This is a genomic window from Pseudoalteromonas translucida KMM 520 (assembly GCF_001465295.1).
In the GTDB taxonomy this organism is placed as follows: Bacteria; Pseudomonadota; Gammaproteobacteria; order Enterobacterales; family Alteromonadaceae; genus Pseudoalteromonas; species Pseudoalteromonas translucida.
In genome coordinates this window covers 345180-358020 of sequence record NZ_CP011035.1, presented here as the reverse complement: position 1 = coordinate 358020, position 12841 = coordinate 345180, and the positions used below count along the sequence as shown (strand labels likewise).

The 12841-nt window shown below is 41.5% G+C and carries 11 protein-coding genes and 1 pseudogene; 9 read left to right on the top strand and 3 right to left on the bottom strand.

Annotated features, from left to right (window positions below; genetic code table 11):
• Positions 1 to 8: 8 nt before the first annotated feature.
• Genes PTRA_RS17090 through PTRA_RS17060 form a run of 7 tightly spaced genes read left to right on the top strand, consistent with a single transcriptional unit; the run spans position 9 to position 8180 of the window.
• On the top strand, positions 9 to 2174 hold the full coding sequence (locus PTRA_RS17090) for an FAD-dependent oxidoreductase (protein ID WP_058374866.1): 2166 nt from the start codon (positions 9 to 11) through the stop codon (positions 2172 to 2174).
• A gap of 1 nt (position 2175) precedes the next feature.
• Positions 2176 to 3021 carry a DUF547 domain-containing protein gene (locus PTRA_RS17085; protein ID WP_058374865.1) on the top strand — a complete coding sequence of 282 codons (846 nt, stop codon included), beginning with the start codon at positions 2176 to 2178 and terminating at the stop codon, positions 3019 to 3021.
• Positions 3008 to 4306, top strand: a complete 1299-nt coding sequence (locus PTRA_RS17080) for an ABC transporter substrate-binding protein (protein ID WP_058374864.1) — start codon at positions 3008 to 3010, stop codon at positions 4304 to 4306. The genes PTRA_RS17085 and PTRA_RS17080 overlap by 14 nt, the downstream gene beginning before the upstream one ends.
• A complete protein-coding gene (locus tag PTRA_RS17075; protein ID WP_058374863.1) occupies positions 4303 to 6057 on the top strand; it encodes an ABC transporter permease in 1755 nt (584 codons plus the stop codon). Before PTRA_RS17080 ends, PTRA_RS17075 begins: the two co-directional genes overlap by 4 nt.
• 39 nt (positions 6058 to 6096) lie before the next feature.
• Entirely contained in the window at positions 6097 to 6735 is a 639-nt protein-coding gene (locus PTRA_RS17070) for an ATP-binding cassette domain-containing protein (protein ID WP_058374862.1), read from the top strand.
• A 16-nt stretch (positions 6736 to 6751) separates the two neighbouring features.
• A complete protein-coding gene (locus PTRA_RS17065) occupies positions 6752 to 7396 on the top strand; it encodes a CDP-alcohol phosphatidyltransferase family protein (RefSeq protein WP_058374861.1) in 645 nt (214 codons plus the stop codon).
• A complete protein-coding gene (locus tag PTRA_RS17060) occupies positions 7389 to 8180 on the top strand; it encodes a sterol desaturase family protein (protein WP_058374860.1) in 792 nt (263 codons plus the stop codon). The genes PTRA_RS17065 and PTRA_RS17060 overlap by 8 nt, the downstream gene beginning before the upstream one ends.
• Before the next feature lie 747 nt (positions 8181 to 8927).
• On the opposite strand, the gene PTRA_RS17055 is transcribed toward PTRA_RS17060, so the two are convergent.
• Together PTRA_RS17055 and PTRA_RS17050 are read right to left on the bottom strand one after the other, a co-directional pair.
• Positions 8928 to 9113 (bottom strand): type II toxin-antitoxin system RelE/ParE family toxin, encoded by a 186-nt coding sequence (locus PTRA_RS17055; protein WP_237113514.1) that lies wholly within the window; start codon positions 9111 to 9113, stop codon positions 8928 to 8930.
• On the bottom strand, positions 9110 to 9391 hold the full coding sequence (locus tag PTRA_RS17050) for a type II toxin-antitoxin system Phd/YefM family antitoxin (RefSeq protein ID WP_058374859.1): 282 nt from the start codon (positions 9389 to 9391) through the stop codon (positions 9110 to 9112). Before PTRA_RS17050 ends, PTRA_RS17055 begins: the two co-directional genes overlap by 4 nt.
• A 417-nt stretch (positions 9392 to 9808) precedes the next feature.
• Here PTRA_RS17050 and PTRA_RS17045 point away from each other — a divergent pair, with 417 nt between their 5' ends.
• Positions 9809 to 11068, top strand: a complete 1260-nt coding sequence (locus PTRA_RS17045; RefSeq protein WP_058374858.1) for an IS110 family RNA-guided transposase — start codon at positions 9809 to 9811, stop codon at positions 11066 to 11068.
• Between the two features lie 73 nt (positions 11069 to 11141).
• Positions 11142 to 11585: pseudogene (locus tag PTRA_RS17040) on the top strand (transposase); the annotation flags it as partial.
• A gap of 11 nt (positions 11586 to 11596) precedes the next feature.
• On the opposite strand, the gene PTRA_RS17035 reads toward PTRA_RS17040, so the two are convergent.
• Positions 11597 to 12711, bottom strand: a protein-coding gene (locus PTRA_RS17035; RefSeq protein ID WP_099046610.1) for an IS3 family transposase whose coding sequence is annotated in 2 segments (ribosomal slippage) — positions 11597 to 12459 and positions 12459 to 12711 — 1116 coding nt in all. Because the reading frame shifts where the segments join, the coding sequence is not laid out codon by codon here.
• Positions 12712 to 12841: the final 130 nt, after the last annotated feature.

Genomic DNA, 12841 nt, shown 5'->3' with positions numbered 1-12841 from the left:
GAGAGAAGATGATTAAAAAAATACTTTTGTTATTGATTGCAGCGGCCGCCATCGGCCTGTTCTTTCATTTTAATTTGCACCAACTACTCACGCTTGAAGGCTTAAAAGGGTCGATGGATCAGTTTAGCCAATATAAAGCGCAATCTCCGCTATTAATAATTGGCGGGTTCTTTTTACTCTACGTCGTGGTTACGGCACTGTCTTTACCGGGCGCGGCTATTTTAACCCTTGCAGCGGGTGCATTGTTTGGCTTAGTTGAAGGCTTATTGGTTGCATCGTTTGCATCAACCATAGGTGCCACTCTTGCCTTTTTAGTATCACGTTACTTATTGCGCGACACCATTAAAAAGCGCTTTCCTGAGCGTTTAGCAGCCATTGATACAGGCGTTGAAAAAGAAGGCGGCTTTTACTTATTTACCCTGCGTTTAGTGCCGGTGTTTCCGTTTTTTTTAATCAACTTATTAATGGGCGTAACAGCCATCAAGTCGTGGACTTTTTACTGGGTAAGCCAAGTGGGTATGCTAGCCGGTACATTTGTATTTGTTAATGCGGGTACGCAACTTGCTCAAATAGAAAGCTTATCGGGCATTTTATCGTTGGACTTAATTTTATCATTCGCTTTATTGGGCGTATTCCCATTTATTGCTAAAGGAATATTAAACGTGTTTAAAAAACGTCGTGTATACAAAAACTATACTAAACCTAAAAGTTTCGACCGTAACATGATTGTTATTGGTGCGGGTGCGGGTGGTTTGGTAACAAGTTATATTGCCGCTGTGGTTAAAGCAAAAGTAACCCTTATTGAAGCGGGCGAAATGGGCGGCGACTGTTTAAACTACGGCTGTGTTCCAAGTAAAGCGATAATTAAAAGCGCTAAAATTGCAGAGCAAATTCGCCACGGTGAACACTACGGCCTAGAAAACATGACACCGCAGTTTTCGTTTAAAAAAGTAATGGCGCGTGTACATAAAGTAATTGCCGATATAGCACCGCACGACAGCGTAGAGCGCTACACTAATTTAGGCGTAGACGTAGTAAAAGGCTACGGCAAATTAATCGACCCGTGGACGGTAGAAATTAAACTTAACGATGGCGGCACACAAACATTAACGGCACGTACTATTGTAATTGCCACTGGCGCACGCCCATTTGTACCGCCACTCCCCGGTATAGAAGAAACCGGTTATGTAACAAGCGATACCTTATGGGATAAATTTGCAGCGCTTGACGAAGCACCTAAAAAGCTTGTAGTACTTGGTGGCGGCCCTATTGGCAGCGAATTAGCCCAAAGCTTTGCCCGTTTAGGTTCAAGCGTTACGCAAATTGAAATGGCGGAGCGCATCATGATCAAAGAAGATCTTGAAGTGTCTACCTTTGCTCACGAAGCGTTAACTGAAAGCGGCGTTAACATTTTAACCTCCCATCAGGCATTACGCTGTGAAGCGCGCGATGGTAAAAAATTCATTATTGTTAAACGCCTTAACGAAGGCAATGATGAAGAAATTGCTATTGAATACGACGAACTGCTATGCGCCGTTGGCCGCAGTGCCCGCCTTAAAGGTTACGGCCTTGAAGAGCTAGGCATAGAAACAAACCGTACAATAGTCACTAACGAATACCTAGAAACGCTATACCCTAATATTTTTGCCGCTGGCGATATTGTTGGCCCGTATCAATTTACGCACGTAGCCGCTCATCAGGGTTGGTACGCAGCAGTAAACGGCTTATTTGGTAACTTTAAAAAGTTTAAAGTAGATTACCGCGTTATTCCATGGACCACCTTTATTGACCCAGAAGTAGCACGTGTGGGCTTAAACGAGCAAGATGCGATTGATAAAGGCATTGATTTTGAAATCACTCGCTTTGAATTTGAAGAGCTAGATCGCGCAATTACCGACAGCGCCACAAAAGGCTTTATTAAAGTAATTACCCCCAAAGGCAAAGACAAAATACTCGGTGTAACCGTGGTCTCTGAACACGCGGGTGATTTAATAGCTGAGTTTGTACTGGCCATGAAACACGGTTTAGGCCTTAATAAAATACTGGGCACTATACACAGCTACCCTACTTGGGCTGAAGGCAACAAATACGCTGCAGGCGAGTGGAAACGCGCCCATGCACCTGAAAAAGTACTTAACCTGCTCGAAAAATATCATACGTGGCGTCGAGGCTAATATGTTTAACACAACATTAAAGCCTTTATTATTAAGTGCGACATTACTTGCGACGGCGCTTATAACGTCGCTTTCAAGCCACGCGCAAAGTACGACTAATAACCTGCACGATAGCTGGAATGCATTGCTAAATAAACATGTTGTCGCTATTAACTATAATCACAGCACAGAGGTTGATTACGCTGCCATAAAACGTGATCATACTCAGCTAAAAACGTATTTAGATTCGTTAAGTGCTGTAACAAAAAACGAGTTTGACGCGTGGGAAAAACCTAAGCAACTGGCGTTTTTAATTAATGCGTATAATGCATTTACCGTAGAGCTCATCGTTTCAAACCTTGGCAGTAAAGAGCACCCAAACCTTAAATCAATAAAAGATTTAGGCAGCTTTTTTAGCTCACCGTGGAGTAAAGCGTTTGTGCCACTACTGGGTAAAACTCGCAGCCTTGATGACATAGAGCACGGTTTAATTCGTGGCAGCGGTAAATATAACGATCCACGCATTCATTTTGCTGTAAATTGTGCGAGTATTGGTTGCCCAGCGCTACGCGAGGAGGCATTCACAGCTACTGAACTAGAGAGCCAATTACAACAGCAAACTTACCGTTTTTTATCTGATACAACACGTAATTTTGCACAGGAATACACGCTAAATATCTCCGCTATATTTAAATGGTACGGCGATGACTTTGAACAAGGCTTTAACGGAGCAAATACCTTGCAGCATTTTTTTTTGCAATATAGCGATGCACTTAAATTAATACCCGCTCAGCAAAAAGCGCTTAAAAATAATGACATGAAAGTGAAATTTTTAGACTACAACTGGGATTTAAATGCACGCCAGTAAGTTTTGGCAAGCAGCTACGCGATACGGTTTTTACTGTGTCGCGTTTTGCATTTGCTTAATAACAAGTTTAAGTACTTTTGCTAATAGCAACGCTCAAAATATGAGTAAAGATTTAGTCACTCGCTGGAAAAATATTGAAACGCTTGGTAATAACCAAAGCGTGTACTTTTATGCCTGGGGCGGCGACGCGCAAATAAATGCCTATATTCAATGGGCTGCCCAGCAAGTTAAAACTAAATATAATATTAACTTAGTGCATGTAAAGCTCAGCGACACCAGCGAAGCAGTAAGCCGTGTGTTGGCCGAAAAGTCAGCACATAATAATGACCAAGGCAGTGTTGATCTGGTATGGATAAACGGCGCTAACTTTGCCACCATGAGCGAGCACGCATTGTTGTTAAAACAGTGGGCGAATAAACTGCCACACTTTGCCTACACAGATCCCGCTAATAACCCAGCTGTTAATTTTGACTTTGGCATACCCACAAATGGTATGGAAGCACCGTGGGGGCAAGCATCGCTCACCTTTTATTACGACAGCATTGCAATAAATAAACAGGCAAACAATAAACTCCCTACTACATTAAACGAATTATTAAACTGGAGCACACAAAACCCGGGGCGTTTTAGTTACCCAAAGCCGCCTGATTTTTTAGGGATGAGCTTTTTAAAATACGCCTTAGTAGTACTGCATCAGCAAAGTAGTGAAAGCATTAAAGTGCAGTTAAACCAAGCGGCTACCGCTAACAACACAGCACAAGTATTAACCCCATTGTGGGACTTTTTAAATAAGCTACACCCTACGCTTTGGCGTGGTGGCACTCACTTTATGCAAAGTGGCGCGCAAATGCGCCGTTTAGTAGACGATACCGAGCTAAGTATTGCTTTTACCTTTTCAGCACCCGAAGTGCCCGCAGCGGTTAAACGCTACGATTTACCAAAAAGCATTCGCAGCTATGCAATGGCTGATGGCAGTTTAAGTAATACTCACTTTGTGGCCATTGCGTACAATGCAAGCCACCCGCAAAGCGCGCAATTAGTCGCTAACTTTTTATTAAGCCCAAAAGCGCAAGCCCAAAAGCAAAAAGCGCATATATGGGGCGATAAAAGCGTACTTATTCAATCAAGGCTAACGCCTGAGCAACAAGCACTGTTTAAAACAGCTAAACCGCATCCAAGCGCACTGCCTTTTAATAGTATTAAGCGCACATTGAGCGAACCTCATCCAAGCTGGGTTAACGCCATTATGCAAGGCTGGCAAACTCGCTATGGGGTAAGCCAATGAGTGTTGTTAGCAATAAAGTGGCGGCAAGCCATGGGCCTCACGCCCGTAAAAGCCATGATATGTTTAGTAAAATAGTTAAATTAAGTCCACGCTTTTTACTCGTTTTGCTTCTTTTACCCGTACTTGGCGGCTTAATTAGTGTGTTGCTACCCGCCTTTGGTTATGCCCCTGCACTTGATCAAACAACATTTGGCTTGCAAGGTTTTACCATGCTTTGGCAAACACCCGGCCTGGTAAATATGGCTATGCTAAGTATTGGCACTGGTTTAATAAGTACCTTACTTGCTTTTATTATTACTTTGATGATTTTAGCCGCATTTTTTAACAGCCCTTGGCTTAACCGCATTCAGCGTTTATTGAGCCCTATTTTAGTTATACCTCATGCTGCAGCAGCTATTGCAGTAGGTTTTTTAATTGCCCCTTCAGGCATGATTTCGCGAATTATATCGCCTTGGTTAAGCGGGTGGGAACTTGCACCAAACGGCCTATTTCCGCATGACTCGTTCGGTATTAGTATAATTTTAGGATTAACCCTTAAAGAACTGCCATTTTTGTTATTAATGGCACTGGGCGTACTGGCGCAGCCTGAGCTTGGCAAAAAATTACGCCAGCAACATAAAGTTGCGCTTAACTTGGGTTACTGCCCCATGACCGCCTTTTTTAAAGTAATACTCCCTAGCCTTTATCCACTGCTGCGTTTACCTATTTTAGCTGTGCTCGCTTATGCCAGCGCCAGTGTAGAAATGCCACTTATTTTAGGCCCAAATACACCGCCAACATTAGCGGTAGCTATTATGCATTGGTTTAACGATGTCGATTTAAACTTACGCATTAAAGCCTCAGCCGGTGCTTTGCTACAACTGGCACTCACGGGTGGGTTACTTGCGCTTTGGCTTGGCGGCGAAAAAGCGATAAAGGTATTGTTTAGCGACTCACTCACTAACGGGGTGCGCGAATACGGCGGGTTTTATTGGCAAAAACTAACGGTAATACTCACCGTTTTAGTTATCGGTTTTATTTTACTCTCGCTAATTGCCCTTATTTTGTGGTCGGTTGCGGGCTTTTGGCGCTTTCCCAATGCACTCCCCGAGCAATTTACACTACTGCATTTTAAAAGTGCATTAATGCAAATGAGCAATCCACTTTTTAATACCCTAGCTATTGGTTTAGTAACGACTGTATTTGCCATTACGGTTACTTTATTGTGTTTAGAGTCGGAGCAGTTAAGCGACAAACCTATTTCTCGCTTTACCAGTTTAATTATTTACTTACCGCTATTAGTACCCAGTATTGCCTTTTTATTTGGCCTAGTATGGATACAACAATGGGTAAATAACCAAGCCGCGTTTTTTAATGTAGTGTTTACACATTTACTGTTTGTTTTGCCTTACGTATTTTTGTCACTCGCGAGCAGTTATAGGCGTTTAGACCCTCGCTTTGCGCGCGTTGCAGCAAGTTTGGGTGCAGCGCCTTGCAAAGTGTTTTTTAAAGTAAAATTACCGCAACTATTTGCACCTATTTTAATTGCAGCCGCATTGGGGTTAGCGATCAGTTTTGGCCAATACTTACCAACTCTTTTAGCCGGTGGCGGGCGTATAGCCACCATAACAACCGAAGCAGTTACCCTGGCAAATGGCGCAAGTAGGCGCACCAGTGCCGTATACGCTATTATGCAAATGGCACTCCCGCTTATTGGATTTATACTGGCATGGGGTTTACCTAAGTACTTTTTTAAAAGCGCACGAGTGTAAAGCTCCCACAGTAAACAGTAATGAGTTAAAGGTTTTTTAATGCAGTCATCTTTACAGATTAAAAATTGTCAGCTTTATCGCCAAAATGAGCGACTACTTAGCTTAAACGAGCAAGTTAATGGCGGTGAAATTTTAACAATTATGGGCCCATCGGGCAGCGGTAAATCAAGCTTATTAAACTGGCTTACAGGTACTTTACCCAGTGGTTTTAAAGCCACTGGGGAGGTGTGGCTTAACGGTAAAAATATAAATGATTTACCCGCGCATTTACGCCATATTGGCGTACTGTATCAAGATGCTTTATTGTTTTCGCACTTAAGTGTGGCGGGTAATATTGCTTTTGCTATGCCTAAAGGGGATAAAAAACAACGCATTGACAAAATAGCACAGGCACTTGAGCAAGTTGGTTTAAAAGGAATGGCCAATCGCCATCCCGATAGCTTGTCGGGCGGTCAACAAGCGCGCGTTGCCCTATTACGACTGTTATTAAGTGAGCCAAAAGCTATTTTACTCGATGAGCCTTTTAGTAAGCTCGACACGCAACTGCGCGTTGATACACGTGAACTGGTGTTTAGCCAAATACGCCAACATAAACTGCCTGCCATTATGGTAACGCACGATCATAGCGATTACGACGCTGCAAACGGTAAACTTTTCACCTTAAATACTGTACTTTAAGCGCACAAGGCCCCCTATGTTAGATAAATTTATCACCCCTGTAATAAAACCACTGTTAAAGCCTGTGGTAATGCTGATACATAAACGCGGCATAACGCCCGATCAGCTAACGGTATTTGGCTTTTTAATTGGTTTGCTCGCTGTGCCATTACTTGCTTTTGAAATGTGGTACGGCGCATTAGCTGCCATTGTTTTAAATCGGATTTTAGATGGGCTTGACGGCGCACTAGCACGCCATGCTAATTTAAGCTCAAGCGCCGGCGGCTTTTTAGATATTACACTCGACTTTTTATTTTACGCGGCCATTCCGCTTGGCTTTATTTTGGCAAACCCCGAACAAAACGCCATTGCAGGCGCTATATTACTCGCTGCATTTATTGGCACGGGTTCAAGCTTTTTAGCCTTTGCCATAGCCGCTGAAAAGTTTAAACTCGAAAAGCCGCAATTTAAATACAAAAGCTTTTATTACTTAAATGGCTTAACCGAAGGCACAGAAACAATAGCGCTATTTATAGCCTTTTGTATTTGGCCGCAGCACTTTGCCCTCCTCGCTGGCATATTTGCTTTTGCCTGTGCCATTACCATATTTACCCGTATACATGGCGGCTACCAAACACTTAAACAGCAAGAAGCCAATGAGGTTATAAATAATAATGACTAACGAAGTTTGGTGGCGACTGGGTTGTTTTTTTAGCATTTTAGTTATAATGATGCTGCTTGAATGGCGACAGCCCGCAAGGCAATCGCCCATTAAAAGCAGCACTCGCTGGTTGGCAAATTTTGGCTTAGTGTTTGCCTCATCTATCATTGCGCGCTTAGCCGCACCTATTGGTTTAACCGCAGTAGCACTTTACAATCAAGAGCACAGCATTGGCTTATTTAACCAACTAGCCATACCTAGCATAGTAACCATAGTGCTAAGCCTTGTACTGCTCGATATTATCATTTATTGGCAGCATAGATTGTTTCATAAAGTGCCACTATTATGGCGTTTGCACCGCGTACACCACGCCGATGCGCATGTAGATACCAGTACCGGCTTGCGCTTTCACCCTATCGAAATTGTGCTTAGTATACTTATAAAACTCATTGCAGTTACTGCACTTGGCGTACCCGCTATTGCCGTACTTATATTTGAAATCGCGTTAAATGGACTCGCCTTGTTTAACCATGCAAACATACGCCTACCAAACGCCATTGAAAAGCCACTACGCCTTATATTAATGACGCAAATACTGCACCGCATTCACCACAGTAAAGTAGTGAGTGAAACAAATTCAAACTATGGTTTTAGTGTAATTTGGTGGGACAAACTTTTTGGCAGCTATAAAAGTGAGGCCAAAAAAGTCGACGCAGAAATAGATATAGGTTTGATTGAATACCCAAGTGCTAAGCAAAACGCCTCGCTGTGGGGGTTACTTACAATGCCGTTTAAAAACAAGTAAAAACAACTATATTGCACATCATACAATACCAATCTACTTAAAAGCCCTTTGATGTAGATTGGTATAAATAAAATACTGTAAGCGTATAGCTAACAATCAATCTACTTAACCGCATTGAAAAGTAAGGGATCACCGCTGTTAAAGTTTGCGGTGGAAAGTGAGCTTTAGTGCTTGCTGTCCACCTCAGGGCGTGTTGTTAGCATTAAATTATCTGTAAAGTTCAAGATTGTCTTTGTTGAATAAAGTAGGTGTAATTTTATAATAAACAGCAAACCAACCTGTTACTGCAACGATGACTCCGATATTGTACTCAGTAAAAAAGGGGATATAAGTTAGTAATACAACGATTAATAATAAATAAAGCAAAAATGTAATCCAAAATAATTTTGAACTGACCAACTTCAATCTTACATTACAGTCAGCACACTTAAAGTAAAGTGGAAATACGGAAAAAGACAAACTGAAAGGTTTGATGTTTTTAGTACAATTAGGGCAAATAGACATTAACTTCCTTGTAATGCTAACGAGGCTGTAGAATAACTCCAACAGCCAAAATCAATTTAAAAACGAGCTCCTACAATTAATTCTAAGCGCTTTTAGAGCATTTGGTAATGCATTTGGAACCCATAAAACAGGCTGTTTTTCTTAAAAAAGAGTAATTCTATAGCCTCAACGCCCCATTAAGAGGCAAAAAACAGTTGGTTATAATAGCTAAATTTTACTAATCGTCCACCTCAGGGCGTGTTGTTATAACTCAATATCACCTAACAACTCAGGATCTTCTCGTCCTAATTCAGGTTGTGAACCAAGTAACTCGGTACGATCAAAAATATCATTAACCCATTTGTCAGCTGCCGATGGTTTATCAAGAGCAATAAATTTGGCTGTAGTTTCTAATTTGTCTAATGCTAAAGGTGACCAAACTACTTTCAAGACCCAATACTCTTTAAAACTTGGGCGCGAGCATCAGAATTTGATATTCCTAAACCGGCAGAAATCTGAGCTTCAGCCTTTTGTACTTCTTCTAATAGTTCTATTTTTTCTTGCATAGATTCATATTCTGCGACATCTAAAACTACAGCTACACCTTTGCCCCTCTGGGTTATAACAATTGGTCTTCTAGTTTCGTTAACTTGGCGTATAAATGAAGCTGCTCCAGCTCTAAAATCTGAAAGCGGTTGAATATCTTGATCAAAATGAAGTCTACTCATGATAATACCTTTAGTTGTACTGTTAATGGTACGAAGCATAGTTAAAAGTAGACGAGAGTACAAGACTATGAATTTGAGTTATAACGCTGTTTTAAGCGGAAAATTGCAGTTGGCTAAAATAAGTGAGGCACGAACAAAAAAGCCAACTGTGATTTGTCCGACTTGAAAACCCTTATAGTTCGACCAAGCCACTTAATTTAAAAGTAACTGACTATTATATTAAGTGGAATATGCTTCTGTTGGTTACGAATATTGAATGCCAAACATCCAATGTTTTTAACAAGACGTTCGAGCCAACAGAGCACCTCGATTTCAAAACGCATACTCAGGGATTGCCGACCAAGACTATCTATAAGACCTGCGAGAAACGAGATTTAAGCACATTCCGCTCTTAACTTTAACCGTAGGCGCTATAAAATGAAAGCATATAACGTTGATAATTTTGCTGTACTCATTGGCATAGATTGGGCCGATAAAAAACATGATATTTGTGAACACCCAACAGGCACTAATAAATATCATTACACCGTTATTAAACACACACCTGAAGCGTTGCATGAATGGGCTATGGATATTAAACAGCGTTATCCAGAGCAGAAAATAGCAATTGTTTGTGAGCTTAAAAAAGGCCCGCTTATTTATGCATTAGCTAAATACGACCATCTTACTTTATTTACCGTTAATCCTTGTGCTGTTGCTAAATATCGCCAGGCTTTTACGCCCAGTGGCGCAAAAGATGACCCATCAGATGCCTTTGTACAAGTTGAAATTCTCACGTTACACATGGATAAGCTGTCTGTCATTGAGCCTGAGTCAGCAGCTATAACGCTGTCTCAGCTTGTTGAATATCGCCGAAGTTTAGTGCAAGACAGTGTCGATTTATCCAATAAAATAACGGCGACATTAAAGAATTATTACCCGCAGGCACTTGAATGGTTTAAAGAAAAAGACACGTATATATTCTGCGACTTCATTCAGAAATGGCCGTCGCTCACTGCGGTTAAAAAAGCAAGAAAACAGACTTTACTCGACTTTTTCGAGAGTCATAACTCACACTATTGCACGGTCAATAATGCACGACTAGACAGTATTAAAAATGCGATGCCATTAACTCTGGATGAAGGAGTCATTGTGCCTAATCAAATGCTCGTTGAAGTGCTTATTACGCAGTTTAAAGTGTTATTAAAAGGTATTGAAAAGCTCGATAAAGCAATAAAATCGGCTTATAAAGCCCAGCAAGATAAAAAGATATTTGATAGCTTACCCGGTGCAGGTCCACAACTCGCCCCACGTTTACTTGTTGCTTTTGGGAGCAATCGTGCGCGTTACAATGATGCTGCAGAACTTCAAAAGTACGCTGGTATAGCGCCTGTTATTGAGCGCAGTGGTCAAAAGATGTGGACGCATTGGCGTTATAGTTGCCCCACTTTTTTAAGGCAAACATTTGTAGAATGGGCAGGCTTTTCTATTCGTTATTCATTTTGGGCTAAAGCGTATTATGAGCAACAAAAAGCCAAGGGTAAGCCGCATAGCAGCATTATTAGATCACTGGCATTTAAATGGATAAGGATTGTATTTAGGTGTTGGAAAACGAATACACCCTACGATGAATCGACGTATTTAGCTGCATTAAAACGCAGAGGCTCACCACTTTTAAAATTTGCAATTAATAGCTAAATTTTACTAGTCGTCCACCTCAGGGCGTGTTGTTCCTCAACTCAAACATCTAATGCAGGCAATAACCCGATTTGATGACGAAATTAAAACGCTTTATAAGCAACATTCAGATCGCGCTATTTTTGATAGTTTACCAGGTGCAGGACCACAATTAGCGCCTCGGTTATTAGCCGCTATGGGGTCAAATCGTGACCGTTATAAGTGCGCTGCTGACATACAAAAATACGCAGGCATTGCCCCTGTTACCGAGCGCAGTGGCAAGAAGGAATGGATACACTGGCGATATTCGTGCACTAAATTTTTAAGGCAAACATTTGTTGAATGGGCAGGATTATCTGTGCGTTATTCATTTTGGGCAAAAGCATATTATCGGCAGCAAGAGGCCAAAGGAAAACCCCATAATACCATCATCAGATCATTAGCATTTAAGTGGATAAGAATACTATTTAGGTGCTGGAAAACACATACGCCCTACGATGAATCAACTTACTTAATCGCATTGAAAAGTAAGGGGTAATCCCCCCATTTTTAATGGAGGCTAGCTGTAGAATTTCCGTTGTTTAATTTTTCCAGCTTTTGTATTGGTGTTATACCATCTAACCCCATGTTAGGGCGTTCATTATTATAAGTCCATAGCCAATCAGTCGCTCTGTCTTGTAACTCACTAATATCACTGTAAATATAATGACTCAGCCAGTCGTAACGAACCGTTCGGTTGAAGCGCTCTATATAGGCATTTTGCTGTGGGTTACCGGGTTGAATAAACCGTAATTCGATATCATTATTCAACGCCCATTGCGCTAGCTGCTTGCTAATATATTCTGGGCCATTATCACATCTGATAGCTTTTGGTTTACCCCGCCACTCTATAATTTGATTTAACGAGCGGATCACACGTTCAGCAGGCAATGATAAATCAGCGTCAATAGTCAGCCCTTCACGGTTAAAGTCATCAATGACATTAAACAGACGACACGCTCTGCCATCCGCTAATTGGTCATGCATAAAATCCATTGACCAACATTCATTGATGGTTTCTGGTACTGCCAATGGCTCAGGCTTATCTCTATTTAAGCGTTTCCTTGGCTTGATCCGCAAGTTTAACTCAAGCTCACGGTAAATGCGGTAAATTCGCTTGTGGTTCCACTTGTGCTTTTTTACATTGCGCAAATATAAAAAACATAATCCAAAACCCCAGCTTCGCTTTGACTCAGTCAGATCGAGTAACAGCTCTGCTATTTTTAGATTTTCATTTTTTAATATCGACGCATAACGATAACAAGTTTCACTGATCATAAAAGTACGACAAGCTAAGGCAATACTCATTTTATTTGTGCTAACGACTTCATGTGCCAATACTTTGCGCTCAGAAGCCTTTACCACTTTTTTGCCATAGCCTCCTGAATGACCTCTGATTTGAGTCGCTCTTCAGCATACATTTTCTTTAAACGGCGGTTTTCATCTTCAAGCTCTTTCATTCGCGTCATTAAAGACGCATCCATACCGCCATATTTTGCACGCCATTTATAAAAGGTTGAGTTGCCCATACCATGCTCACGGCATAGCTCAGGAATGGGCACACCGCTTTCGGCTTGCTTCAAAATGGCGAGGATCTGACTGTCTGTAAAATGTGCTTTTTTCATAATTTTCTCCTGTGTTTACAATAAGAGAAAATTCTACGTTTGGCATCTATTATTTTTCGGGGGGATTACCAAGGGATCACCGCTGTTAAAATTTGCGGTGGAAAGTGAACTCTAGTGCTTGCTGCCCACC